Origin of the sequence: Arthrobacter sp. CAN_A2 (assembly GCF_015752045.1) — a bacterium.
Lineage (GTDB): Bacteria > Actinomycetota > Actinomycetes > Actinomycetales > Micrococcaceae > Arthrobacter_D.
Window position 1 is genome coordinate 1 of record NZ_JADOUS010000012.1, and the last position, 25,751, is coordinate 25,751.

Annotated in this window: 23 protein-coding genes and 1 tRNA gene; 15 read left to right on the plus strand and 9 right to left on the minus strand. The window is 69.1% G+C overall.

The window, feature by feature from the left end; translation table 11 throughout:
* The coding region (locus IWX63_RS14510) for an LGFP repeat-containing protein (protein ID WP_442859134.1) at positions 1–515 on the minus strand (515 nt) is incomplete at its 3' end.
* Positions 516–912: 397 nt separating this feature from the next.
* The gene (locus IWX63_RS14515; RefSeq protein WP_199278871.1) at positions 913–1,632 is read right to left on the minus strand and encodes a FadR/GntR family transcriptional regulator; all 720 of its coding nucleotides are present in this window, start codon (positions 1,630–1,632) and stop codon (positions 913–915) included.
* Between the two features lie 148 nt (positions 1,633–1,780).
* Between IWX63_RS14515 and IWX63_RS14520 the strand changes: the two genes are divergently transcribed.
* Positions 1,781–2,299: a gluconokinase gene (locus tag IWX63_RS14520; protein ID WP_199278872.1), complete on the plus strand. Its 519-nt coding sequence runs from the start codon at positions 1,781–1,783 to the stop codon at positions 2,297–2,299.
* A 35-nt stretch (positions 2,300–2,334) separates the two neighbouring features.
* The gene (locus IWX63_RS14525) at positions 2,335–3,735 is read left to right on the plus strand and encodes a GntP family permease (protein WP_199278873.1); all 1,401 of its coding nucleotides are present in this window, start codon (positions 2,335–2,337) and stop codon (positions 3,733–3,735) included.
* A gap of 5 nt (positions 3,736–3,740) precedes the next feature.
* On the opposite strand, the gene IWX63_RS14530 is transcribed toward IWX63_RS14525, so the two are convergent.
* Complete coding sequence (locus IWX63_RS14530) at positions 3,741–4,445, minus strand: LysR substrate-binding domain-containing protein (RefSeq protein WP_199278874.1); 705 nt, start codon at positions 4,443–4,445, stop codon at positions 3,741–3,743.
* Between the two features lie 54 nt (positions 4,446–4,499).
* Here IWX63_RS14530 and IWX63_RS14535 point away from each other — a divergent pair, with 54 nt between their 5' ends.
* From IWX63_RS14535 to IWX63_RS14550, 4 genes are all read left to right on the plus strand, one after another.
* Positions 4,500–4,892 carry a DUF5997 family protein gene (locus IWX63_RS14535; RefSeq protein WP_199278875.1) on the plus strand — a complete coding sequence of 131 codons (393 nt, stop codon included), beginning with the start codon at positions 4,500–4,502 and terminating at the stop codon, positions 4,890–4,892.
* Positions 4,893–4,986: 94 nt separating this feature from the next.
* Positions 4,987–5,811, plus strand: a complete 825-nt coding sequence (locus IWX63_RS14540) for a hypothetical protein (RefSeq protein ID WP_199278876.1) — start codon at positions 4,987–4,989, stop codon at positions 5,809–5,811.
* Complete coding sequence (locus tag IWX63_RS14545; RefSeq protein WP_199278877.1) at positions 5,808–7,457, plus strand: DNA polymerase Y family protein; 1,650 nt, start codon at positions 5,808–5,810, stop codon at positions 7,455–7,457. The genes IWX63_RS14540 and IWX63_RS14545 overlap by 4 nt, the downstream gene beginning before the upstream one ends.
* Positions 7,457–10,876, plus strand: coding sequence for an error-prone DNA polymerase (locus IWX63_RS14550; RefSeq protein ID WP_199278920.1), 3,420 nt, complete (start codon positions 7,457–7,459; stop codon positions 10,874–10,876). The genes IWX63_RS14545 and IWX63_RS14550 overlap by 1 nt, the downstream gene beginning before the upstream one ends.
* Positions 10,877–10,945: 69 nt before the next feature.
* Here IWX63_RS14550 and IWX63_RS14555 read toward each other — a convergent pair.
* Positions 10,946–11,028: transfer RNA gene (locus IWX63_RS14555), tRNA-Leu, on the minus strand.
* Positions 11,029–11,345: 317 nt separating this feature from the next.
* On the opposite strand from IWX63_RS14555, the gene IWX63_RS14560 reads away from it, so the two are divergent.
* The 7 genes from IWX63_RS14560 to pknB are packed head-to-tail and all read left to right on the plus strand — an operon-like array spanning position 11,346 to position 20,883.
* Positions 11,346–12,086 (plus strand): FhaA domain-containing protein, encoded by a 741-nt coding sequence (locus IWX63_RS14560; RefSeq protein ID WP_199278878.1) that lies wholly within the window; start codon positions 11,346–11,348, stop codon positions 12,084–12,086.
* On the plus strand, positions 12,083–12,571 hold the full coding sequence (locus IWX63_RS14565; RefSeq protein WP_199278879.1) for an FHA domain-containing protein FhaB/FipA: 489 nt from the start codon (positions 12,083–12,085) through the stop codon (positions 12,569–12,571). Before IWX63_RS14560 ends, IWX63_RS14565 begins: the two co-directional genes overlap by 4 nt.
* Before the next feature lie 44 nt (positions 12,572–12,615).
* Entirely contained in the window at positions 12,616–14,199 is a 1,584-nt protein-coding gene (locus IWX63_RS14570; RefSeq protein WP_199278921.1) for a PP2C family protein-serine/threonine phosphatase, read from the plus strand.
* Entirely contained in the window at positions 14,192–15,622 is a 1,431-nt protein-coding gene (locus IWX63_RS14575; protein ID WP_199278880.1) for an FtsW/RodA/SpoVE family cell cycle protein, read from the plus strand. Before IWX63_RS14570 ends, IWX63_RS14575 begins: the two co-directional genes overlap by 8 nt.
* Positions 15,619–17,061: a peptidoglycan D,D-transpeptidase FtsI family protein gene (locus IWX63_RS14580; RefSeq protein ID WP_199278881.1), complete on the plus strand. Its 1,443-nt coding sequence runs from the start codon at positions 15,619–15,621 to the stop codon at positions 17,059–17,061. Before IWX63_RS14575 ends, IWX63_RS14580 begins: the two co-directional genes overlap by 4 nt.
* The gene (locus IWX63_RS14585; RefSeq protein WP_199278882.1) at positions 17,058–18,881 is read left to right on the plus strand and encodes a protein kinase domain-containing protein; all 1,824 of its coding nucleotides are present in this window, start codon (positions 17,058–17,060) and stop codon (positions 18,879–18,881) included. The genes IWX63_RS14580 and IWX63_RS14585 overlap by 4 nt, the downstream gene beginning before the upstream one ends.
* A 34-nt stretch (positions 18,882–18,915) precedes the next feature.
* Positions 18,916–20,883 (plus strand): Stk1 family PASTA domain-containing Ser/Thr kinase, encoded by a 1,968-nt coding sequence (pknB, locus tag IWX63_RS14590; RefSeq protein WP_199278883.1) that lies wholly within the window; start codon positions 18,916–18,918, stop codon positions 20,881–20,883.
* On the opposite strand, the gene IWX63_RS14595 is transcribed toward pknB, so the two are convergent.
* From IWX63_RS14595 to IWX63_RS14605, 3 genes are read right to left on the minus strand one after another with little or no spacing between them, the layout of a single operon-like run.
* Positions 20,880–21,524 carry an aminodeoxychorismate/anthranilate synthase component II gene (locus IWX63_RS14595; RefSeq protein ID WP_199278884.1) on the minus strand — a complete coding sequence of 215 codons (645 nt, stop codon included), beginning with the start codon at positions 21,522–21,524 and terminating at the stop codon, positions 20,880–20,882. The two genes, pknB and IWX63_RS14595, sit on opposite strands and share 4 nt — an antisense overlap.
* 3 nt (positions 21,525–21,527) lie before the next feature.
* Complete coding sequence (locus tag IWX63_RS14600; protein WP_199278927.1) at positions 21,528–21,698, minus strand: hypothetical protein; 171 nt, start codon at positions 21,696–21,698, stop codon at positions 21,528–21,530.
* On the minus strand, positions 21,695–22,510 hold the full coding sequence (locus IWX63_RS14605; RefSeq protein WP_199278885.1) for a class E sortase: 816 nt from the start codon (positions 22,508–22,510) through the stop codon (positions 21,695–21,697). The genes IWX63_RS14600 and IWX63_RS14605 overlap by 4 nt, the downstream gene beginning before the upstream one ends.
* Positions 22,511–22,688: 178 nt before the next feature.
* On the opposite strand from IWX63_RS14605, the gene IWX63_RS14610 reads away from it, so the two are divergent.
* Positions 22,689–22,937 carry a cell division protein CrgA gene (locus tag IWX63_RS14610; RefSeq protein ID WP_334685895.1) on the plus strand — a complete coding sequence of 83 codons (249 nt, stop codon included), beginning with the start codon at positions 22,689–22,691 and terminating at the stop codon, positions 22,935–22,937.
* 269 nt (positions 22,938–23,206) lie between these two features.
* Here IWX63_RS14610 and IWX63_RS14615 read toward each other — a convergent pair whose 3' ends face one another.
* Positions 23,207–23,845, minus strand: a complete 639-nt coding sequence (locus tag IWX63_RS14615) for a rhomboid family intramembrane serine protease (protein WP_334685896.1) — start codon at positions 23,843–23,845, stop codon at positions 23,207–23,209.
* A 242-nt stretch (positions 23,846–24,087) separates the two neighbouring features.
* On the minus strand, positions 24,088–24,630 hold the full coding sequence (locus IWX63_RS14620) for a peptidylprolyl isomerase (protein WP_199278888.1): 543 nt from the start codon (positions 24,628–24,630) through the stop codon (positions 24,088–24,090).
* A gap of 166 nt (positions 24,631–24,796) precedes the next feature.
* Between IWX63_RS14620 and IWX63_RS14625 the strand changes: the two genes are divergently transcribed.
* Positions 24,797–25,735 carry a hypothetical protein gene (locus tag IWX63_RS14625; protein ID WP_199278889.1) on the plus strand — a complete coding sequence of 313 codons (939 nt, stop codon included), beginning with the start codon at positions 24,797–24,799 and terminating at the stop codon, positions 25,733–25,735.
* The last annotated feature ends 16 nt before the right edge of the window (positions 25,736–25,751 follow it).

Consider the following 25,751-nt stretch of genomic DNA (forward strand, 5'->3'; position numbering starts at 1 on the left):
CCGCGGATCCCCCCGTGCACCTCGTGCGCTCCGGCACCGGGGCTCCAGTAGATCGACGAACCGGCGTTCACACCGCTGAAGTGGTTGAACCGACCAACGGCGCCCGGGGTGGCGGTCTCGTCCGTGAGCGGGAAGCCCAGGAAGCCGGCCGGTCCGCCCAACGCGAGATAGCGTCCGCGGATCGCCCCGTGCACCTCGTGCGCTCCGGCACCGGAGCTCCAGTAGATCGTGCCGGCGGCGTAGTCCTGGGCGCGACCCCCCGCGATGTCGTACGCGCTGCCGACTGGCGTGCCGAGGAACGATGCGCTGCCGCCGAGCTGCTCATAGTGCTGCTCGATCGCGTCGTCGCCGGCCTGCTCGACCGCCGTCAACGCCGGAACGCTCCACTGCACAGCCACCGCTGATGCGGCGGCCGCGGGCGGCCCCAGAGTCGTGCCCCCGAGGCCGCTGCCGAGGGCGCTGCCGAGGGCGAGGGCCAAGACCATTCCGATGACGGCGGGTCGAGACCGGAGCATTGTGACCCCTTCGTGTTGACCAAGACATGCGAGCTTGGATCAAGACGCTACGCCCCATGGACGTACCCGGTAGGACCATAAGTCCCGAACCGTGACGACCTCTGCGGCGCCCCGCAGCCGTCGGTTTACTGCACACCCTGAACCGCGGCGCCTCCTGGCGTTGGGTCCTACTCCGCGTCCTCTGGCTCCTCGCCGGCCTGCCGATCTTCGCTGTATCTCGACAGCTCCAGGAAGCTCCATCTATCCGGGTTCCCGGAGCCGCGGGACGCCTTGGGAACCGGACCGGCTTCGCCCGGAGCGAATGCCACCTCATCTGAGTACGGACGGCCCATCCCGTGCCGCCCTCAGGTCAACGCGTGCAGTATCGCGAGGACTTCACGTCCCCTGGTCGCCCTGCTCAGTCGATGGCCTCGCTGACCTCGGCGAGCAGCGATTCCATGCACGCCTCCGCCGTCGCGGCATCACCGCCCCTGATCGCTGACGCCACCTGCTCGTGCGTCCGGAGTGCGTGCTCCTTGGGATTGTGGGGCATCAGTCCCTGGTGCGTCCTGCCCGAGAGCACCTCGGCGATCACCTCCCGCAGGGCGTGGAACATCTCGTTGCCGCTCGCCTCGAGGATGAGCGTGTGGAACTCGATGTCCACGTCCAGGAACTCCTCGAGTGATCCGGCCTCGCCCAGCCGCCGCAGGTCCTCCCCGAGCGCCGCGATCCGCAGGCGTTGTGCGCCCGAGGCGTGCCGGGCCGCGAGCGCCGCCGCAACCGGCTCGACGGCGCGGCGCAGGTGCGTGAGGGAACGGAACTGCGCCGCGCGCCCCGGGCCGTGCAGCCGCCACCGGATCACCCGGGGATCGTAGACGTTCCACCGCTCGGGGCCCTGCACCACGAGCCCGATGCGGCGCTTGGGCACGATCAGGTTCATCGACTCCAGCACGCGCATGCAGTCCCGCACCACGGTGCGTGAGACCCCGAACTGCTGCTGCAGGCCCTCGATCGTCAGGCGTGCCCCCTCGGGCAGCACACCGTCCGCGATGTCCTGGCCCAGCGCGTCGATGATGCGCGTAGGGAACACCGCGGCTGCTCCTCCCGGTGATCCCGCAGGATCTGTCTGCGACGTCATCGTCCTCCTCCGTGCACCGGCCGCCATCCGGCCGATTCCCCAACCATAGAGCGATCCGATGAACCCAGAAAGGTACTACCTTTGAATTGAAAGGTGTTACCTTTACTCCGATCGTGATCCGTTCCACAGCATCGACAAGGGAGTCAGCATGGATGCACAGCCACACCATGTGGTCGTCATGGGTATCTCCGGGTCCGGGAAGACCACCATCGCCACCCGGCTCACGGAACGGCTCGGCTGGGTGTTCGCCGAGGCGGACGACTTCCACCCCGCCGCGAACATCGCGAAGATGACCGCCGGGATCGCACTCACCGACGAGGACCGCTGGCCCTGGCTGGAGTCCATGCGCACCTGGATGACCCTCCAGGCGCGGGCGGGCCGCAGCACCGTCGTCACCTGCTCGGCCCTGAGGCGTTCCTACCGGGACCTCCTCACCGGGGCAGAGGGCCAGGTGCGGTTCGTGCACCTGCTCGGCGACACCGATCTCATCCTCGAGCGCATGAAGACCCGCAGCGGCCACTTCATGCCGGAGTCGCTCCTGCCCTCGCAGATCAGCACGCTCGAACCCCTGGAAGCCGATGAGCTGGGCATCCGGATCCAGAACACCGGCACCCCCGACGACGTCACGACCGACGTCATCGACCAGCTCGACCTGCCCAGCAACTGACCCCCCCCGATCCGCACCACTTCAACGGAGAAAACATGCCCATCGAAGGATGGACCCAGAGCCTCACCGCCGGTCCGCTCCTCCTGATCGCTGCAGCGGCAATCCTCGCGCTGCTGTTCCTGATCATCAAGCTCCGCATCCACGCATTCGTCTCACTGATCCTCGTCAGCCTCGCAACCGCGTTCGCCACCGGGATCCCCACGTCGCAGATCGTCCCCGTGCTGGTCAGCAGCTTCGGAAACACCCTCGGCGCCGTCGCGCTCCTCGTGGGACTCGGCGCGATGCTGGGGCGCCTGGTCGAGACCAGCGGCGGAGCGAAGGTGCTCGCCGACTACCTCATCCGGGTCTTCGGCGAGCACCGGGCGCCCCTCGCCCTCGGCGTCGCCTCGCTGATCTTCGGCTTCCCCATCTTCTTCGACGCCGGGCTCGTGGTCATGCTGCCCATCGTCTTCGCCGTCGCCCACCGCCTCGGCGGCGGCGTGCTCCGCTACGGCCTCCCGGCCGCGGGCGCCTTCTCCGTCATGCACATCTTCGTCCCTCCGCACCCGGGGCCCGTCGCCGCCTCCGAGTTCTTCGGCGCGAACGTCGGCCTCGTCATCATGGTCGGCCTCCTCGCCGCGATCCCCACCTGGTACGTGACCTCCTACCTGTACGGTCTCTGGGCCGGGAAGAAGTACGTCCTGCCCGTCCCCGAACTGCTCGGTTCCGCTGACGAGCAGGCCGAGGCGAACCCGCCGAAATTCGGAACCGTCGTCGGGATCCTGCTGCTGCCCCTCGTGCTGATCTTCCTCAACACCGGCCTGAACACCCTGGCCCGCTCGGGCGCCGTGGACGAGAGCGTGACCGAGCAGGGCTGGTTCCAGCTCCTGCGCACCCTCGGGGAGACCCCCGTGGCCCTGCTGATCACCCTCCTCGTGGCGTCCTACGTCCTCGGCCGCCGCCGCGGGATCGACAAGACCGTCCTGGAGAGCACGTTGGAATCGGCACTCGGCCCGGTCTGCTCCGTCATCCTCATCACCGGCGCCGGCGGCATGTTCGGCGGCGTCCTGCGGACCAGCGGCATCGGTGACGCACTCGCCGACGTCCTCGGCGATCTCGGCATCCCGATCATCCTCGCCGGCTTCCTGATCGCAGCGATCCTCCGCATCGCCCAGGGCTCGGCGACCGTGGCACTGACCACCGCTGCCGGCCTCATCTCCCCCGCGATCCTGGCCGGGGACTACAACGGCCTGCAGCTGGCAGCCCTCGTGGTGGCCGTGGCAGGCGGGTCCGTGGTGGCCAGCCATGTCAACGACTCCGGGTTCTGGCTCGTGGGCCGCTTCTTCAACATGGACGTCAAGACCACCCTGAAGACGTGGACCGTCATGGAGACGACGATCGGCGTCATGGGCTTCGCCATCGCCGCCGCCGTCTTCGGCCTCGCCTCAGCCGCCTGAAGAGGTCAGCGCCGTTTTCCGCGGGACCCGGCGGGGCGCGCCGGCTTCCGCGGCTGCGGCTTCCCCGCTCCCTTCTGCACCTTGGGGTTCCCTCCGGCCGCGGCTTTCTTCGCGGCGGCCTTCTGGGACGCGGTCTTCTTCGGGGCTTCGCGCTGGGAGGGTTGGCGTGAACTCTGGGCCGTGCGTCCACGCACGATGCCGATGAACTCCTCGACGTCGTCGGACTCGTCCTCCACCCGCCAGGCGATCCCGATGGTCGTCACGGGAAGCCCGGGGACGGCACGGTGCACGGCATCCCTGCGGGCGTACAGGCGGGCGAGGGACATCGGCAGGACGACGACGCCGGCGCCGGTCGCTGCGACCTCCACGGCGGTCTTCGGGCCACCGCACTCCTCGATGTCGAGCAGGGGCTCCCCCTCGAGTTCCTCGAGCGGCACGTCGTCGTAGAGGGACAGTTCGTTGTCGCGTGACATGACCGCGACGGGCTGCTCCTCATAGAGGGGGATCAGGTGGATCCCGGTGCGCTCCACCGGCAGGCGGACGAAGACGACGTCGTCGGAGGCGTCCAGCAGCGCCGTCAGGGCGTCGTCGTGCTGGTGGAGCTCGAGGGGCATGTCGGGGTGCCGTTCGCGCCATCGGGCCACCCACTTGCCCGGCGTCACGCCCGGCACGAAGCCGACGGACAGGGTTCTGGGCTGGTCTGCGGGCATCTGATCACAGTAACGCCTGCCGGCGACGGCGAGGCGGACGGTTAAGCTGGGATCATGACTCCCGCGAAGAACCCCCAGACCCTGAAACCCGCCACGGCGGCCAAGAAGCTGGGAATCTACCTGCCCGCCGCCCCCCAGGACTTCCAGGAGACCGAGCTGACGCGCGCGGAGTTCAACGAACTGCAGCAGACACCGCCGGAGTGGCTCGCCGAGCTCCGCCGCACCGGCCCGCACCCGCGTCCCGTCGTCGCGCAGAAGCTCGGCATCTCCAACGGCGGGCTGTCTCGCGGCGGCCTCACGGATCCCCTGACGAGCGAGCAGATCACCGCCCTGCTGCAGGATCCGCCCGCATGGCTCGTCGCGGAGCGTGCCACCCAGGCGGCCGTCCGTACCGAGGCGGCGCGGGTGAAGGAGCGCGACGCCGCGCGCAAGGCCTCCGACGCCTGAGCGGCGCACAGGACCGGGCCCCACCACGCGGGACCCGGTGTCGGGCGGAGGCATGACGATTGACTTATTCGAACACCTGTTCGAATATTGACGAGTGACGCCTCCAGCTGCCGGCTCTGCCCTCGAATGGGATGAGCCCTCCCCCAACGCCGGGGCGACACGCCCGGGGGCTGCCGGCAGGCGGGGGACACCGGCAACGGACATCACCCTCGACCTCCAGGCCCGCATCAACAGCATGCAGGCCGGCACGCTCGATTCCCGCCGCCTGCCCACGGTTCCGGCCCTGGCGCACATCCTGCCCGGCGGAGGCCTCCAGTCGGGTGGCTCCTACACCGTCCGCAACTCCACCACCCTCGCCATGGCCCTGCTCGCCGGGCCCTCCTCGACCGGCGCGTGGTGCAGCGTCATCGGCCTGCCGGACTTCAGCGTGGAGGCGGCCCAGGGCTTCGGCATCAACCTCGAACGCCTCATCCTGGTCCCCGACCCGGGCTCCCAGTGGCTCACGGTCACGGCGGCCCTCGTGGACGTCGTCTCCATCATCCTGACCCGGGCCCCGGAACACCTGGCACCCACGGAATGGGCCCGACTCAAGGCACGCCTCCGGCAGCGCGGGGCGGCACTCATCACCCTCGGCAACGGGAAGCAGACCGACTCCACGCTCGGTGTGGCGGAGAGCGCCTGGGAGGGTCTCGGTTCTGGATCCGGCCACCTGAGTGCCCGGCGCCTGAAGATCACCGCGACCCAGCCCTCCGGACGGCTCCGCCATGCCTACGTGGGGCTGGCTGACCTGCAGGGCACCTCTCCGGGAGCGCCGGGGCTCAATGCCGTCGCACAATCCGGAGCTCTCTTCGACGGCCCCGACACCGCCCTCCCCCCGGCGTCCACCCGGTTCGGACCACGGCTGATGAAGTCCTCATGACGACCACGCCGCCGTCAGCATCCGCCCCGTCGGGACCCGCTGCGTCCGCCGCCGGCACAGGGGCGGCTCCCGCCACCCGGACCATGATGCTCTGGTGCCCCGACTGGCCCATCACGGCGGCCCTGCGCGAGCATGCCCTGCCCGCCGACACGGCACTCGTCCTCGTGGACCGGGGGGAGGTCTTCGCGTGCTCCCCCGCAGCACGGCAGGACGGCGTGGGGAGGGGGCTGCGCATCCGCGAGGCCCAGGCCCGCAGCACGGGACTCGTGTCCCTCCCCTACGACCCGTCGCTGGACGAGCGCACCTTCGAACCGGTGACCGCGGCCGTGGAGACGATCATGCCCGGTGTCCAGGTCATCCGCCCCGGGTTGTGCGCCATCAGGATCAAGGGCCCCGCGCGCTACTACGGTGGTGAGCGCGGGGCTGCGGACGTGGTCCTCCAGACCCTCGCGGCCATCGGCCTCACCGACCTGCGGATCGGCATCGCTGACGGTCCGTTCGCGGCCGAACAGGCAGCCAGGGCCACCGATGAACTGGACGACGACGTCGAGCAGGTGGTCGTCATCCCGGAGGGTGGCTCGCCCTGGTTCCTCGGCAGCTACCCCCTGGAAGTCCTCGGACAGCCGAAGCTCACCGTGCTGCTCAAGCGCCTCGGCATCCGCTCCCTCGCCGACTTCGCGGCCCTCAGGGCCTCCGACGTCCGCAACCGCTTCGGCGTCGAGGGCGCCCTGGCGCACCGCCAGGCGAGCGGACTCGACCACCGGGACGTCGTGGCCCGGAAACCTCCGCCGCACCTCGACGCCACCGCCGATTTCGAGCCACCCCTCGCCCGCATCGACCAGCTGGCCTTCGCATTCCGCACCCGGGCCGGCGAATTCATCGACGGGCTGCGGGAGGCGGGACTGGTGTGCACGGCGCTGCAGGTCTGTCTGCACACGGAGTCGGGGGAGGTGTCCGAGCGCCGGTGGCGGCACCCGCGCTGGTTCGACGCCGACGACGTCGTGGACCGCGTGCGCTGGCAGCTCCAGGGCACCAACGCGTCCGACCACGGCCTGACCTCCGGCATCACCCGGGTCCACATCGTGCCCGACATCGTCGAGAACCTCGGCGACCACGCGGACGGCCTGTGGGGAACGGGGCCGGACGAGGAGATCCACCACGGCCTGGCCCGCGTGCAGAGCATGCTGGGACACGGTGCCGTGCTGACCGCGGTCATCGCCGGGGGACGGCTCCTCGCGGACCGCCGGGTCTTCATCCCGTGGGGAGACGCACCGATGGGCCAGCCGCAGTCCTCGACCGCACGGGCCAGGGACCGAGCGCAGCCCTGGCCCGGTCGCCTCCCCGGCCCGGCACCGGCCACCGTGTTCGCCGACCCCGTACCCGCCGTCGTCGTCGATTCCCGGGGCAACCCGGTCGACGTCGATCCCCGGGGCCTCCTGACCGCCGATCCCTCCTTCTTCAGCCCCGGGCCCGACGACGAACGGCGGCCCGTGCACTCCTGGGCCGGCCCGTGGCCGATCGACGAACGCTGGTGGGACCCCAGGGGGCGCGTCCTCAACCGCTTCCAGCTGGTGGACCACTCGGGATCTGCCTGGCTGCTGCTGCTCGAGGACCACGCGTGGTGGGTCGAGGCGAGCTACGACTGATGGGCTGGAACAATCCCCCCATCCCGTGGTCGGACTTCGAACGGAACCTCTCCGACACCCGGCCCGGCGCGCCGCCCGTCGGGGCCGACGGCGGGGACAGCCCCGCCTGGTCGCGCAAACGGCAGCCCTACACCGCCCCCGCCGAGGTCCCGGCCCCCGAGGGGCCCGTGGTGCCGTACGCGGAGCTGCATGTCCACTCCAACTTCAGTTTCCTCGACGGCGCCTCCAGCCCCGAGCACCTCGCCGAGGAGGCCCACCGGCTCGGGCTCACCGGCATGGCGCTCACCGACCACGACGGGCTGTACGGCGCGGTACGCTTCGCGGAGGCCGCCGAGAAGTACCCCGGGATCTCGACCATGTACGGCACGGAACTCTCGCTCGGCCTGTCCAGGCCGCAGAACGGGGAGGCCGACCCGGAAGGGCGGCACCTGCTGGTCCTCGCGCGCGGATCGGCCGGCTACCACCGCCTGTCCACGGCCATCACCGAGGCCCAGCTCCACGCCGACGCCGAGAAGGGGAAACCCCGCTACGATCTCGAGCGCCTCGCGGGGCATGCCGCCGGCCAGTGGATGATCCTCACCGGTTGCCGGAAGGGTGCTGTCCGCTCGGCACTCGTCGCGGGAGGTGACTCCGCGGCCGAGGCCGAGCTCCGGACGCTCGTCGAACTGTTCGGCGGCGAGTCGGTCGTCGTCGAGCTCGTCAACCAGGGCGACCCCCTGGACACGGCGCACAACGACGCCCTGAGCGCCGTCGCTGCCCGCGTGAGGCTGCCCACCGTGGCGACCAACAACGTGCATTACGCGACACCGAAGCAACACCGGCTCGCCTCCGCCCTGGCCGCGGTCCGGGCCCGCCGGAGCCTGGACCAGATGGACGGCTGGCTTCCCGCGGCCGGCGCCGCCCACCTGCGCAGCGGTGCGGAGATGGCGCGGCGGTTCCGGGACTACCCCGGGGCGGTGGAGCGCACCGTGGACCTCGCTGCGGATCTCTCCTTCACCCTGCGCAGCGCCAGGCCCGGGCTGCCGACCATCGACCTGCCCGAGGGCCACACCCAGATGAGCTACCTCCGCGAGCTCGTCTGGCAGGGGGCAGACAAGCTCTACGGGAACCGGAACGACGTCCGCGACCGCATCGAACGCGAACTGGACGTCATCGAGAGCAAGAACTTCCCGGGCTACTTCCTGATCGTCCATGACCTGGTCCACCATGCGCGCCGCAACGGCATCCTGTGCCAGGGACGGGGGTCGGCCGCCAACTCGGCGGTCTGCTACCTGCTGGGGATCACCGCCGTCGATTCCATCAAGTACCAGCTCCCCTTCGAGCGCTTCCTCTCGAGCATGCGCGACGAGGAGCCGGACATCGACGTGGATTTCGATTCGGACCGCCGTGAGGAGGTCATCCAGTACGTCTACCGGAAGTACGGGCGCTTCAACGCCGCCCAGGTGGCCAATGTCATCACCTATCGTCCCAAGTTCGCCGTCCGGGACATGGCGAAGGCCCTCGGCCACAGTCCGGGCCAGCAGGACGCCTGGTCCCGGCAGATCGAACGGTGGGGAGGACTCGTCTCCAGCAGCGACCACGACATCCCGGAGTCCGTGGTCGGCCTGGCGCAGGAGGTCCTGAAGTTCCCCCGCCACATGGGGATCCACTCCGGCGGCATGGTGCTCACCGATCGCCCCGTGGGAGAAGTATGCCCCATCGAGCATGGACGGATGGAGGGGCGGACGGTGCTGCAGTGGGACAAGGACGACTGCGCCTGGATGGGGCTGGTGAAGTTCGACCTGCTGGGTCTCGGGATCCTCGCGGCGATCCAGTACAACTTCGACCTCGTGGAGCGGCATTTCGGGGAGAAATGGGAGCTGCACACCATCCCCAAGGAGGAGCAGGGCGTGTACGACATGCTGTGCTTCGCGGACTCGGTGGGTGTCTTCCAGGTGGAGAGCCGCGCCCAGATGGGCATGCTCCCGCGGCTGCAGCCCCGGCAGTTCTACGACCTCGTCATCGAGGTGGCCCTCGTTCGGCCCGGACCGATCCAGGGCGGGGCCGTGCACCCCTACATCAAACGGAAGATGGGCGAGGAGGAGGTCCGGTACCTACACCCCGACCTCGAACCGGTCCTCGAACGGACCCTCGGCGTCCCGCTCTTCCAGGAACAGCTCATGCAGATGGCGATGGTGGTGGGCGGCTGCTCCGGGGCGGACGCCGACCTCCTCCGCCGGGCCATGGGGTCCAAACGCGGCGAGGAGCGGATCGACTCCCTCAAGGCCACGCTGTACGAGGGCATGGCAGCCAACGGGATCACCGGCGACGTCGCGGACACCATCTACGACAAGATCCACGCCTTCGCGAACTTCGGGTTCGCCGAGAGCCACTCGATCAGCTTCGCCCTGCTGGTCTACGTCAGCGCCTGGTTGCGCCTGCACTACCCCGGGGCGTTCCTGGCCGCGCTCCTGCGGGCGCAGCCCATGGGGTTCTATTCACCCCAGACGCTCGTGGCCGACGCCCGGCGGCACGGAGCCGTGGTCCTGCGGCCCGACATCCTGCACTCCGGGGTGCACGCCGACCTCGAACCGCTCGAGGGCTACGCGCCGGCTGACGATCCGTCGGCACGCACCACCGGCATGGACTGCTGCACGGAGGACGAGCAGCCCCCGGTCGGTTACTTCGACCAGGACACGCCGTTCGACTCGACCCCCCACCGCCGCGACGGCAACTACGCGGTGCGGCTCGGACTCGCCAGCGTCGAATCCGTCGGTGTGGACCTCGCCGGGAGGATCGTCGCCGAACGGGATGGCAATGGGCCCTACGAGGACATGCCCGACCTCGCGCGCCGCACGGGCGTCAATGCGGGCCAGCTCGAGGCGCTCGCGGCGTCCGGTGCGTTCGACTCGATGGGCCTGAGCCGTCGCGAGGCACTCTGGAACGCCGGCCCGGCCTCGACGGAACGCGACGGCCAGATCAGGGGCACCGCCGTCTACATCCAGCCTCCCCTGATGCCCGAACTCTCGGACATCGACAAGGTGGGCTCCGACCTGTGGTCCACGGGCATCACCCCCGACGACCACCCCGTGCGCCACGCCCGGGCCAGGCTGAAGCGCCGCGGCGCCCTGACGGCACAGGAACTCAGGACGTCCGAGTCCGGCCGCCGGATCGAGGTGGCAGGAGTCGTGACACACCGGCAACGGCCGGCGACGGCGAGCGGGATCACGTTCATGAACCTGGAGGACGAGACGGGACTGGTGAACGTCATCTGCTCCGTGGGGGTGTGGCAGCGCTACCGCCGTGTCGCCCGGGAGGCCAGCAGCGTGATCGTCAGGGGTGTCCTCGAGCGGTCCCCCGAGGGGATCGTCAATGTCGTGGCGGACCGCATCGAGGTCCTGCAGCTCAAGGCGACCACGAAGTCCCGCGACTTCCGCTGATGGCCCGGATACGACGAAGGGCCCCCGCTGAGCGGAGGCCCTTCGTTTGCTGCAGACGATCCTGCATCGTGCGCGAGGGGGGATTTGAACCCCCACACCCTTTCGGATACTGGCACCTGAAGCCAGCGCGTCTGCCGTTCCGCCACTCGCGCAATTTCGAGATTCCAACATCTGCACCTGGCAGGTGTTGTGAACAGCAGAGTCAAGCATAACGGAGCCCGGCAGCAATTACCTAAACCGCCCGCAGGGGCAGGCTCGGCGGCGTCCCTGCACGGTCCGCGACGGCGGATGATCGTTAGGACAAAGTAATCCCCGGCGCGACGGCTTGGAGCCCATTACCAGAGGCTCCCAGTAGTATCGGAGGGAACATGCCCGGCTGGACATTGCCATGACCAGAACCGGGCCATGCCCCTCAGCACCCTGCTGACCGGGCCCTGGACACCTGTGCAGCAGGGGGAGGAGGCGGAAGATGGGCATTCTCGACAATGTGGAGCGGGGACTCGAAAAGCTGGTCCGCGGCGCCTTCACCACGGGGGCGCGATCCCAGGTGCAGCCCCTCGAGATCGCCAGTGCCCTCCGCAAGGAACTGGACAACCGGTCCCTCGTCCTCGCGCAGGGACGCACCCTCGCCCCCAACGTGTTCACGGCCCGCCTGTCCGATTCCGACTTCGAACTCGCGCAGCAGTGGGGATCCGCACTCGCCGAAGAACTCTGCGACGTCGTCATCGCCCATGTGAACGGCCAGCAGTACAGCCTCCAGGGGCCTGTCCGCGTCTCCTTCGAGCACGATCCGGAGCTCAAGGCCGGGGTCTTCGAGATCGATTCCTCCATCGAGAAGCAGACCGCCGCGCGGCGCTCCCCGGGCCCGGCCGCTCCCACGGCTCCGCGCCGCCAGCCCACGCGTTACCAGCCGATCCTCGAGATGGACGGCCAGCGCTACTCCATCAATTCCGGCTCCATCGTCCTCGGCCGCTCCTCGGAAGCGGACATCCTCGTCGACGACACCGGGGTCTCCCGGCGCCACCTGGAGATCCGGGCGCAGGGCGCCCGGATCTACGCCGTCGATCTCGGGTCCACCAACGGAAGCTACGTGAACGGGCAGCGGGTGGTCGGACAGGCGGAACTCACCGACGGCTCCACGATCACCATGGGACGCTCCCGCATGACGTTCCACCTCCTCCCGACACAGGACGGGGATGGCCGCCGATGAGCGAGGCCGGAGAGCTCACCGTCACCCTGTTCCGCTTCGGTTTCCTGATCCTGCTGTGGGTCCTGGTCCTCAGCACGGTCGGCGCCCTGCGACGCGACCTCGCCGTCGGACGCCGCAACAGGGTGGGTGCACCCACGGCGCGCGAGATCCGCAAGAATCCCGAGCTCGTGGAGGAACCGCCTGCCGCACGCACCGCCACCCGCCGGCTGGTCGTCACGGAGGGCCCCCTCGCGGGGACCAGCCTCGACCTCGCGGCGAGCCCCATCCTCCTGGGCCGCGCCCAGGAGGCAACCCTCGTGCTCGAGGACGACTATGCCTCCGGCCGCCACGCCCGTCTCTTCCCGCAGGGCAGCCGCTGGTTCATCGAGGATCTCGGCTCCACCAACGGCACCTACCTTGCAGGGGCCCAACTGACGCGCGCGCTGCCCGTCGAGCCGAATGTCCCCATCCGGATCGGTAAGACGGTCATCGAATTGAGGCCGTAGGCGTGCCGCTTGCCCTGAGGTTCGCTGCCCGCTCCGACGTGGGCATGGTGCGGGCGAAGAACGACGACTCCGCGTACGTGGGTCGCTATCTCGCCGTCGTCGCCGACGGCATGGGTGGCCACGCCGGCGGCAATGTCGCCTCCGCCTCCACGGTCCTGGACCTGGTCCACCTCGACCACGGCGCGCATGACGGCGACGCCGGGACGCACCTGGCGGACGAGATCCAGACCGCGAACTCGCTGCTCTCCGAACTCGTCGCCACCAACCCGCAGCTCGCCGGCATGGGTACGACGGTCACGGCGATCCTGCTCGAGGGCAGCACCCTGCAGCTCGCCCACATCGGCGACTCCCGCGCCTACCGCCTGAAGGACGGCGTCTTCGAGCAGATCACCACGGATCACACGTTCGTACAGCGCCTCATCGAGGAAGGACGGCTCAGGCCCGAGGAGGCGGAGACCCACCCCCACAAGAACGTCCTCATGAGGGTGCTCGGCGACGTCGACGCGAGCCCGGAGCTGGACCTCGCGCAGTTCGACGCCGAACCCGGAGAACGCTGGCTGCTCTGCTCGGACGGCCTCAACGCCGTCCTGCAGGACCGCAGGGTGGAGCAGGTCATGCGCGAGGCGAAGAGCATCCGTGAATGCGTCGACACCCTCGTCGACCTGACCCTCGCGGGCGGCTCCCCGGACAACATCACCGTCGCCGTCGTCGAGGTCATCGAGGCCGACGACGACGACGCGTCGCCCCCGGCGTCCATCCCCCCCGCCCGGCAGGCGGCGGGCGAACGCGACCTGCCGGCCGACCCCGATGCGGCCTCCCACGAGATCGACCGGAACGGCGACCTGCCCGGCGCGGCGATCCGCGCCGACGTCATCCGCCAGGACCTGCTCACGCGACCCCATGTGCTCGTGGGATCCGCGGCCCTCGCGACCGAGACGGGCCAGATCCCGATCGTGACCCAGCGGTCCACCGAACGGCGCGCCGCCAAGATGCTGACGCACAAGGCCGAGCCGGAGGCCACGGAGGACCCCGAGGACCAGGCGCCGTCGGGGAAGAAGCGCTGGTTCATCCCGACGATCCTCTCCCTCATGACCCTCATCCTGATTGCCGTCGTCGGCCTGGGCTACACCTGGACCCAGACCCGCTACTACGTGGCGGACTCGGACAACCGCGTCGCGATCTACACGGGGGTTCCCCAACGGATCGGACCGATCAGCCTCAGCGAGCTGTACGAGGTGACGGACATCCCCGTCTCCAACCTGCCCGAGTACCAGCGGTCCCAGCTGTCGAACACGCTCCCGGCGGCGAGCCTTGAGGAAGCCGAACGGATCGTCGGCGATCTGCGCAGTGAACTGCGGGCCGTCAGCTGCGACCCCGCGCCGTCCTCCACGGCCTCCGCATCACCGGGCCCGACAGCCGGCACCGCTGCCGGCGGGCCCGCGCCCTCCGGTACGGCGTCGCCGCGGCCGTCCGGTTCGCCGTCGGCCACCCCGACCGCCACCCCGTCCTCGTCCCCGTCCTCGTCCCCGTCGGGCTCCGCCTCGGCGTCCGCGTCTCCGCGGGCGACCCCGTCCTCCCCCGCCGTGTCATCCCCAGCCGTCGAATGTGAAGGTGCAGCAGATGAGTGATGTCCTGACCGTGCCCCGGTCGCGGCGCAACGTCGAGCTGCTCCTGCTCCTCCTCGCGCTCGTCGTCGCGATCACCGCCAACTACCTGGCGGGCGTGGATCGCGAGGAGGCGTTCAGTGAGTTCTTCTGGACCCTCAGCCTGACCCTCACCCTCATGAGCCTGTTCCTGCATGTCGTCCTGCGCTTCCGGGCGAAGTATGCCGATCCGCTCATTCTTCCGATCGTGGTGGCGCTGAACGGAATCGGCTTGGCCATGATCCACCGACTGGATCTGTCGGCCATGCAGGTCAACCCGGAAATGAGTCCCGTCGCACCGCAGCAGGTGATGTGGACGGCCGTCGCCATGGGCGCCGCCGCGGTCCTCCTGATCCTCCTGCGGGACCACAGGCTGCTGCGCCGCTTCACGTACATCTCGCTGATCGTCAGCGCCGTCCTCCTCCTGCTGCCGCTCGCCCCGGCCCCACTCGGCCTGGAGATCAACGGGGCGCGGATCTGGATCTCGGTGGGCTTCGGCACCTTCCAGCCGGGCGAGATCGCGAAGATCACCCTTGCCATCTTCTTCGCGGGGTATCTCTCGACGAATCGGGACCTCATCCTGCTGGCGGGCAAGAAGCTGGGTCCGCTCCAGCTCCCCCGCTTCAAGGACCTCGCGCCCATGGCGGCTGCCTGGCTCGTGAGCATCGGCGTGCTGATCTTCCAGCGGGACCTCGGCTCGTCCATCCTCTTCTTCGGTCTGTTCATGGTCATGATCTACGTCGCGACGAGCCGGGTCAGCTGGGTGCTGATCGGACTGGCCATGATCGGCGTCGGCATCTTCGTGGCGCTCGAATTGTTCAGCCACGTCGCACTGCGGTTCGATTCCTGGATCAACGCCTTCGCCCCGGAGGTCTACGACCGCGCGCCGGGCGGCAGCCACCAGGTGGTGCAGGGCCTGTTCGGCCTGGCCAACGGCGGACTCGCCGGCACGGGCTTCGGAGCAGGGCGCCCCGACCTCGTCACGTATGCCAACAGCGACATGATCATCGCCGCACTGGGCGAGGAGCTGGGGCTCATCGGCGTCGTCGCCATCGTGATGCTCTACGTACTCCTGGTCTCCCGGGGGATCCGGGCCGCGCTGGGGACGAAGGACGGTTTCGGCAAGCTCCTCGCCTGCGGCCTCTCCTTCACGATCGCCCTACAGTGCTTCGTGGTCATCGGCGGCATCACGCGCCTGATCCCCCTGACGGGCCTCACCACGCCGTTCATGTCCGCCGGTGGCTCGTCGCTGCTGGCGAACTGGCTCATCGTGGCCCTGATCCTGCTCATCTCCGAGACCGCCCGCCGCCCGGTGCCGACGGCACCCATGAAGGACTCCTTCCCCGATGCGGTCGGAGTCAGCGGCAAACCCGTGAAGAAGCGGACCGCGAAGGTGGCCACCCGATGAACCAGGCCATCCGCAGGGCGTGGGTCGTGGCGATCAGCATGTTCGCCCTGGTGCTCGGTTCCCTCACCTACGTGCAGTTCTTCCAGGCGCAGGAACTCAAGGCGAACCCGTGGAACAGCCGCCAGCTCTACCAGGACTTCGGCCGGCAGCGCGGCGCGATCCTCGTCGACGGCCGTGCCATCGCCGAGTCCGTGCCCTCGAGCGACCAGTTCAACTACCAGCGCGTGTACAACGAACCGGAACTGTACGCCCACCTGAGCGGGTACTACTCCCTCTCCCTCGGGTCATCGCAGCTCGAGAAAGCGGAATCGGAGATCCTCGCGGGAACCAGCAGCTCACTGTTCTACGACCGCGTGGTGACCCTCTTCTCCGGCGTCGATCCTCAGGGCGCGTCGGTGGAGCTCACGATCGACCCGGAGATCCAGCAGCTCGCCTCCGACCTCATCCCCGACGGTCAACGCGGCTCGATCGTGGTGATGGAGCCCTCCACGGGCAACATCCTCGCGATGGTCTCGAAGCCCTCCTACGACCCCAACCTCCTCTCGGGGCACGACACCGCGGTCATCGAGCAGAATGCCGCGAAGCTGTCGGAGCAGCCGGGCCTCTCGATCTATACGAACCCGGCCACCGAATCCCTCGTCTCGCCCGGATCCGTCTTCAAGCTCATCGACGCCGCGGCCGCGCTCGAGTCCGGGGAGTACGACGCCGAATCGCAGATCCCGAATCCTCCCGCCCTGGAATTCCCCGGGATCGAGTACACCCTGCCGAACTTCGTCTCGGGCAACTGCGCGAGCAGGACGACGGCGGACCTCGAGTTCGCGCTGGAACAGTCGTGCAACACGCCCTTCGCGCAGATCGCACTGGACCTGGGTGAGGAGGCCATCGCGGAGCAGGCCGCGAAGTTCGGGTTCGGCGAGGAGATGGACATTCCCACCAGGGTCATCGCGAGCGTCTTCCCCTCGGACCTGACGGACACCGAGCTGGCGCAGTCCGCCGTCGGGCAGTTCGACACGCGGGTGACACCCCTCCAGATGGCGATGGTGTCCGCCGCCATCGCGAACGACGGCCAGCAGATGAAACCGCAGCTCGTGAAATCGATCCGGGCCGCGGACCTCGAGCTCATCGAGTCGCCCCAGCCGGAGTCGCTGCGCCAGTCGGTCAGCGGGGACACCGCGGACCAGCTCACGGAATGGATGGTCAACGTGGTGGACAACGGCACGGGGGTGGGCGCCCAGGTGCCCGGTGTCCGGGTGGCCGGCAAGACGGGAACCGCGGAGTTCTCCGAAACCGGTGACAACGCATGGTTCACGGGCTTCGCGCCAGCGGACGACCCCCAGGTAGCACTTTCGATCGTGATGGAGAACGTGGACATCCCCACTGGTCAGCAATTGACCTCCCCCAGTGCCAAGAGACTCATAGAGGCGGTGTTGAACAGATGAGGCCCACATCAGGCATCACCCTGGGCGGCAGGTTCCAACTGACCGAGCGGATCGCCATCGGGGGCATGGGCGAGGTGTGGAAGGCGCGGGACCAGATCCTCGGCCGCGTCGTCGCGATCAAGATCCTCAAGGAGGAGTACTCGGGCGATCCCGCGTTCCTCAACCGCTTCCGGGCCGAGGCCCGCCATACGGCGCTGCTGAACCACGAAGGCATCGCGAACGTCTTCGACTACGGCGAGGAGGGCGGATCCGCGTACCTCGTGATGGAACTCGTTCCGGGGCAGCCGCTCTCGGCCGTCATCGAGAAGGAACAGGTCCTCTCCCCCGACCGCACGCTCTCGATCGTCGGGCAGACCGCCACCGCCCTCGCCGTCGCGCACCGCCAGGGCCTCGTGCACCGGGACGTGAAGCCGGGCAACATCCTCGTGATGCCGGACAGCCGCGTGAAGATCACCGACTTCGGGATCGCGCGGCTGGCCGATCAGGTACCGCTGACCGCTACGGGCCAGGTCATGGGGACGGCGCAGTACCTCGCGCCGGAGCAGGCGACCGGCCAGCCGGCCACGGGCTCGTCCGACATCTATGCACTCGGCGTCATCGGGTACGAACTGCTGGCCGGACGGCGCCCGTTCTCCGGCGAATCGCAGATCGCGATCGCCCTCGCGCAGGTCAACGACGCCCCGCCGCCGCTTCCGCAGTCCATCCCGCGGCCGGTCAGGGCACTCATCGGCTCCATGCTGGCCAAGGACCCCGCGGATCGACCACGCGACGCCGAATCCCTCGCGCGCGCCGTCGATGCCATCCGCGCCGGCGACATCCGTGCCGCGGAGGCGGCCGTGCCGGGCCTGCTGTCCTTCGCCCCGGATCCGGGCGACTCCACCGCGGCGATTCCCCGCCAGGACACGCAGGCGACGACGATGGTGCCGGCGCCGTCGACGTCGGCACTGCCCACGGTCGCCGCACCGGCCGCGGTCGGCGCAGCGGCCGGCATCGCCGCATCGCGGAACTGGTCGGAGGAGGACCTCGACGCGCCCTCTCCCGAGCAGCCGAACCGCGACGAGGACGAGAACGGCCGGAGCCCGTGGCTGATCCCGCTGATCGTGCTTCTCCTGCTCGCCCTCGGCGCCATCGCCTTCCTCGTCCTGCAACCCCTCCTGTCCGGTGGCGGTGACCCCGCGCCGGCGGAGACGAGCACCTCCGCGAGCGCCGCGCCGACGACGTCCCGTACACCGTCGCCGTCGCCCACCTCGCCGTCGCCCTCCCCGTCTCCGAGCACCACGGAGGCCGATCAGGTGGTCATCACACCGAGCCAGTACCTGGGCCGGCCCGAGGCGGAGGTCTCGGCGGAACTCGGTGGACTGGGGTTCCGCGTGGAATCCCAGCGGGAGTCGTCCGCCGAGTTCGCTGCGGGCCTGGTGATTGGCGTCGCCCCCGTCGGGGCGCTGAGCCCGGGCGACACCGTCACCCTCACCGTGTCGACCGGACCGGAGCAGGTCACGATCCCCGCGGGACTGCAGGGACGAACCGGCGCGGAGCTCGAGGCCGCCCTCGTGGAGCTCGGCCTGCGGCCCGTGAACGTGGGCAGGGAGGAATCACAGCAGCCCGAGGGAACGGTGCTGCGCACGGATCCGGGACCCGGGGCAGCGGTGCCGGTGAACAGCGAGGTGCGATACGTGGTCTCGTCCGGCCCGCCAGCGACCCAGGCTCCCGCACCCCCGGCCCCTCAGCCGGCGGTCCCGACGACGACTGCGCCCGCACCACCGGCGACGTCCGCGGCCACGGCGCCGACCCCCGCGCCGACAGCCACCACCGGCCCGTGACCGGCGACCCGAGACGGCGCGGGAAGGATGCGACGTGACGATCACCGAGCGCATCCTGAACGGGCGCTACGAGGTCCGTGAACTGATCGGCCGCGGGGGTATGGCCGACGTGCACCGCGGAATCGACCTGCGTCTGGGCCGTTCGGTCGCCATCAAGATCCTGCGCGCGGACCTCGCCCGGGATCCGCTCTTCCAGGCAAGGTTCCGGCGGGAAGCCCAGGCCGTGGCCGGGCTCAACGATCCGAGCATCGTGGCGGTGTACGACACGGGCGAGGAGGAGATCCCGGACCGGCCGCAGCACGAGGTGCGGGTCCCGTTCATCGTGATGGAGTACGTGGAGGGTCGTACCCTGCGTGACCACGTCAAGGCCGGCGACCTCACCCCGGAGGTCAGCGTCACCTACGTGGCCGGCGTCCTCGGCGCCCTCGCGTACAGCCACCGGGCGGGCATCGTCCACCGTGACATCAAGCCCGCCAACGTCATGATCACGCCCGACGGCGCCGTCAAGGTGATGGATTTCGGCATCGCCCGCGCCATCGCCGATTCGCAGGCCACCATGACACAGACGCAGGCCGTGCTCGGCACGGCGCAGTACCTGTCACCCGAGCAGGCGCGCGGGGAGACGGTCGACGCGCGGAGCGACCTGTACTCGGCCGGCTGCCTGCTGTTCGAGCTGCTGACCGGGCGACCGCCGTTCATCGGTGACAGCCCGGTCTCCGTGGCCTACCAGCACGTGCGGGAGGCACCTCCTCTCGCCAGCACGCTGAACCCCGAGGTGACCCCTGCGCTCGACTCGGTGCTCGCCAAGGCGCTGCAGAAGGACCGCGACCACCGGTTCGAGGACGCCGGTGCCTTCCGGAGGGCACTGCTCGACGCCGGCCGCGGCGTGGTGCTCGCCGGCGCGGCGGGTGACGCGACCGAGGCGATGGGCGTCACGGCGTCGCGGACGTACCCTGCCGCCCTGGGGGCCGTTGCGGCGACATCCGGCGGACCGGGCACCCGCGCCATGGACAGGGTGGCGGGCGACCAGGCACCGGCCGAATGGGATCACCAGCCGGACGAGGAGCCCGACGACAGGCTGGACGTCCTGCACGACAGGGACGAGCCCGACGCGCGGAAGGAGCAGCGGCGACGCGCCTCCCGGACGGCCTGGACCACGGTGTTCTTCGTGGCGGTGCTGCTCGTGCTCGCAGCCGGGTACTTCGTGATCACCTCCGTGAACGACCGGCCCGTCCAGGAGGTCGCCACGGTGAATGTCCCCGATCTGGTCGGTCTGCCGGAGGGCGACGCGACGGACGCCATCGAGGACGCGGGCCTTCTTCCCTCCACGGACGAGGAGTTCAACGCGTCGGTCGAAGCCGGGGACGTCATCGCGTCGGACCCTGCGGCGGGTGCGTCGGTCGAGCCGGACTCCCGCGTGAACATCACGGTCTCCCGGGGACCGGCGAATGTGGTGCTGCCCGCATCCCTCCCCGGCCTCACGGAGTCATCGGCACGCGACGCGCTCGAGGACCTGGGCCTGAAGGGCGGCGATGTCACCGAGGAGACCAGCGCAGCGGTTGCGCCGGGACGGGTCATCACCACGAGTCCGCAGCCCGGGCAGTCCGTCCCGGTCGGGAGTGCTGTGGATCTGGTGCTCTCCAGCGGCAGGGTGACGGTTCCGCTGCTGACCGACCTCACGGTCGCCCAGGCGCAGGCCCTGCTCGAAGATCCGGCGGTGCAGCTGCCCTTCAGCGTCCGCGAGGTCGAGAACAGCGTCGTGGAGCCGGGTATCATCACCGCGCAGTCGGAGCCGGCACGGTCCGAGGTGGCCCAGGGGACGGAGATCGTCCTCACCATCGCGAAGGCACCGGCCGAACCCGTCCAGGAGCCTGTTCCGGAACCCACCCAGGAACCAGCCCCCGAGCCGGCCGGGACGCCGAGCGACAAGCCGTCCGACATGCCGCAGGGCCGGGCGACGGGAGAACCCTCGGAGCCGCGGCCGACGGAGGGCGGGAACTAGCGGGCGATGAGCGGGCTGAGTCCTGCCGACATGGCCGATGCGCCCTGGAGGCCCAGGGATTCGAGCCAGTTGCCGAGCATCCGGTACCCGCCCTCCGTCAGGACCGATTCCGGATGGAACTGGACGCCGCACAGCGGCGCACTCCTGTGTTCGAGGCCCATGATGATGCCGCTGGCCGTGCGGGCCGTGACCGAGAGCTCGTCCGGGACGTCGTCGCTGACGGCCGCGAGCGAGTGGTAGCGCGTCGCCGTCACAGGCGACGGAAGCCCGGCGAACACACTGGTGGCATCGTGCTCCACCAGGGAGGTCTTGCCGTGCATCAATTCCGGCGCATGGGTGACGGTTCCGCCGTAGGCCTCGGCGAGGGCCTGGTGGCCGAGGCAGACCCCGAGCATGGGCTTGGCGTGCTCACCGCACCACCTGATCAGGTCCACGCACACGCCCGCATCGGCGGGCGTACCCGGGCCGGGAGAGATCAGCACGCCATCGCGTGAGGCGGCCATCTCCTGGACCTCGGCGAGCGTGAGGTCGTCGTTGCGGACCACGGTCGTCTCGGCACCGAGTTCCTGGAGGTAACCGACCAGCGTGTAGACGAAGCTGTCGTAGTTGTCGACGACGAGGATTCTGGTGGTGTCAGCCATGAGTCAGGGGGAACCAATCGTTGAATCGGTGAGCGGGTTGAACTGGGAGACCCAGGGGAACACGAAAAGCATCAGCACCGCGACGGCCACGAGAGCCAGGACCACGGAGAGGATGATGCGCAGCCACTGTGGTCCGGGGAGTGCCCGGAAGATCCATCCGTACATCGTGGTCATCCCTGTCCTGCGGCGCGGGCTACCTGCTCCGCGATCTCGGGCGGAGGCCCCGCATCCGCGGGACGCCAGGACTCCAGCACCGAGTAAGCAATAATACGCTCCTGCGCACCGAACCTCGGGTTGCAGCTGGTGAGGGTGAGGATCCGGTCCACCGGCTCCGCTCCAGGCTGGGTGGGCACCGGCGCGATGACGTCCGAGCGATCCGGCAGCACGATCTCCGTGTTGCGGAAGACGTAGGTGTAGTAGCCCTCGCGCGTCTGGACGTAGATCCTGTCGCCCGGGACCAGGGTGTGGATCTGGTCGAGCACCTGCCCGTGCGTCTGGCGGTGCCCGGCGAGAGCGAAGTTCCCGACGGCGCCCGGAGCGGCCGTCCCGGGATAGTGCCCGAGCCCGAGGTTGTCCAGGATGTCGGAACCCACGCCGGAGGTGACCGGTCGTGAGTAGTCCCCGCCGAACCGGGGAACGTAGACGGCCCCGAAGGTCCCGGTGAGGTCGGCCTGCGGGAGGACGACAGGGTCGCCGAACTCCTCGGGGACGGTCCCATTTCCGCCCTGCACCGGCGGGAGGGGGGCCTCCTCGAGGGACGGCACCTCGGAGAAGAACTCCTCGAGCGCCTGCTCCTGCCGGATCCCGGAGTCGATATTGGTCCACCAGAGTTCCCACCCGACGAACAGCAGGAGAATCACACCCGCGGTGACCAGCAGCTCGCCGAGCACCTGGGCGACCAGCTGGAACGGCGTACGACGGCGGCGCTCCGGACGCGTCCCGACCGTCGGTCCGCGCGGCGCAGCGTCGACGGCTGACCTGACCATTGCCGCTCCTGCCCTGGGGTTGCACGGGTATCGGACGGTTCTTGGCTAGAATCATGGGGATAACCGGGCCGCCGGACGGTGTTCTCCTTCAGGATAGCCTGCGGGTCTGGGCATGGGATGGCAGCCGGAACGACCACCGGCGCAGCTGACCGCAGCCGTGCCCTGCCGAGGAGAAACCGTGCCCGAGTCGAAGCCCCGCAAAAGAGCCAGGTCCGCCACTACTGCCGTGAAGTCCTCGCAGCCCAAGCCGAACCCCGCCTGGTACAAGCCCGTGATGTTCGGGCTCATGATCATCGGCCTGCTCTGGATCATCACGTTCTACATCTCGGAATCGCGCTTCCCCGTCGAGGCGTGGGGCTCGTGGAACATCCTCGCCGGTTTCGGCATCGCGATAGTCGGGTTCCTCATGACGACGCGCTGGCGGTAACCGCGCGGTCGGTACTCGACGGCGGAAATCGGGGATGAAACCCCTGCGCCGCTCTGTACACACGCTGTGCAGAAAGTTATCCACAGATGTGCACAGAATTGTTGATGGTTCACCGACGGGCCCGAAATTCCGGGCGATGCTTATCCACAGCTGTGGAATTACATGTGTGTAAGTTATCCCCGGTGTGGATAAGGGGTGTGGACAACTCAGGGAGGGTCGGTGCGATGCGCACCGGCCCTCCCTGAATTCGTCCCCCTGGAAGTACGTCCCTAGAACGGGAGGAGCGAGACGCCCAGCAGGGTGAGCAGGATCAACACGACGACGACGCCTCCCAGCCCCAGCCATTGGAGGCGGGCCTGGCGGGGACCGCGTGGGGCGTAGGCGATCACCGCGGCGCACGCAGCGCCGGCAATGAGCCCGCCCAGGTGGGCCTGCCAGGCGATCGACGGCACCAGGAAGCCCAGCGCGGCGTTGATCGCGATCAGGACGACGATCTGTCGTACGTCCGCGCCCCGCTTCCGCTGGACGATGAAGAGCGCTCCGAACAGTCCGAACACCGCGCCGGAGGCGCCGACGACGCCCTGTCCGGGGTTCCCCGTCAGCAGCAGCACGCCGACCGACCCGCCAAGGGCGGAGATCAGGTACAGCGCGAGGAACCTCGCGCGTCCCAGCGCGGGCTCCAGGACCTTGCCCAGGATGTAGAGCGCGTACATGTTGAAGGCGATATGGAGGTACGAGCCCGGTGAGTGGAGGAACGCCGCCGTCAGCATGCGCCAGGGCTGGGCCGGGACGGCCCCCTCCACCCCGGCGGTGAAGAACGGGGCATAGATGAAAGCGTTGGTCACCCCGGGCAGCACCAGCTGCAGCAGGAAGACCACCACGCAGATACCGATCAGCGTGTAGGTCACGACGGTCGTGCCCCCGCGCGCGACGCCACCGAAAGCATTCCGGTAGACCGGAGCGCTGGCGGCCTGCTCCCGTACGCAATCGACGCACTGGAAACCGACCGCCGCCGGCCGCTGGCACTCCGCACAGGCCGGCCGATCGCACCTCTGGCATCTCACATAGCTGATGCGGTCGGGGTGCCGGGGGCAGACGGGCGCCGGCTGGCCGGCGGCGTCGGGCGCGGGGACACCGTAGGACATCTGGGTTAGAGCTGTTCCACGGTGATGCTCTTGACGACGACATCCTCGAGGGGCTTGTCCCTCATGTCGGTGGCGATCGAGTTCAGCTTGTCGACCACCGCACGCGACGTCTCGTCGGTGACGTCACCGAAGATGGTGTGCTTGCCCTGGAGCCAGGTGGTGGGGACGGAGGTGATGAAGAACTGCGACCCGTTGGTGCCGCGCCCGCCCTGGGTGCCGGCGTTCGCCATCGCCAGCTTGTAGGGCTCCTTGAAGGAGAGGTCGGGGTTGATCTCGTCGTCGAACTTGTAGCCGGGGCCACCGGTGCCCTGGCCCAGGGGATCCCCGCCCTGGATCATGAAGTCCTTGATGATGCGGTGGAAGATCGTCCCGTCGTAGAGGGGAGCGTTGCTCTCCTCGCCGGTCTGCGGGTGGGTCCAGGCGATCTCACCGGTGGCGAGGCCCACGAAGTTCTTCACCGTCTTCGGCGCATGATTGCCGAAGAGGTTCACCGCGATGTCGCCCTGGTTGGTGTGGATGGTCGCTTTTGCTGTCGGAATAGCAGTCATCAGGCCATTCTTCCACGCGGCATCCGACAATAAGCTGGAGGGAGGCCATTCCGCGCACAGTGAAACGGCACCCTCGCGGGCCGTTCCACCTGCCGGCCGGATAGCACGCTCTGCCCATGCAACGTAGGCTGATCAAAACGAGTAACCACCCCACTTGGAGGTTTTTGTGAAGAAGAACGACCGCGCCACCCACGAACTCGAAGAAGGCGTCGCACTCGGACTGGCGGCCGCTGCCGGCCTGGCAGCCGCACGGGAATGGGCCACGCCCCGCGTCGATGCCGCCTACGAATGGGCGAAGCCACGGTGGGAGAAGGGCAGGGAGACCGCCGTGCCCGCACTGCAGGACTCCGTCCGCAAGGCCACCGACGGAATCACCGGTGGTATCGCCGGTGGTATCGCCGTCGTCACGCCGAAGATCCAGGACGGTATCGACAAGGTCGGCCCCCGTATCTCCCAGGTCATCGACGACACCACGCCGCGAATCCAGGGCACCCTCGACAAGGCTGCTCCGGCACTGAACTCGGCGAAGGTCAAGGTGGTCGATGACTACCTCCCGGCCCTGTCGACCAGGCTGGGCGAGGCGGCAGACACCGCGTCCCGCTCGCTGGCCACCGCGCACGTGCCGCCCGCCGTCGAGAAAGCCGTCATCAGGATCACCGGTGACAAGAAAGCGGTCAAGAAGGCACAGAAGCGCCTCGTCGCCGCCACCCTGCAGGCCTCCAAGGACCTGAAGAAGAGCCAGCGGCGCAAGAAGGGCAAGGGCTGGCTGATCGTCGGCATTATCCTGAGTGCCGCCCTCGCCGGTGTCGCGGCCTGGCGGGCATCGCGCCCGGTCGAGGATCCCTGGAAGACCCCGGCCCCGATCAAGGCAGCACCTGCTCCGGTGTCCACCGAGAAGACGCGCGAAGCCAAGGAGGTCGTCACCTCCATCAAGGAGGCGGCCGATCGCGCCGCGGCCTCGGAGGGCGACAGCAAGGTCGGCACAACGGACGGCGCCAAGAACAAGGCCGCCGACGCGGCTCAGACCGTCGCTGACAAGGCGAAAGACGCCACGGAGACGGCCAAGCACGCCGCCGCCAAGCCGTCGGACGACCCGAAGGTCTGACAGGTCAGCCTCACAT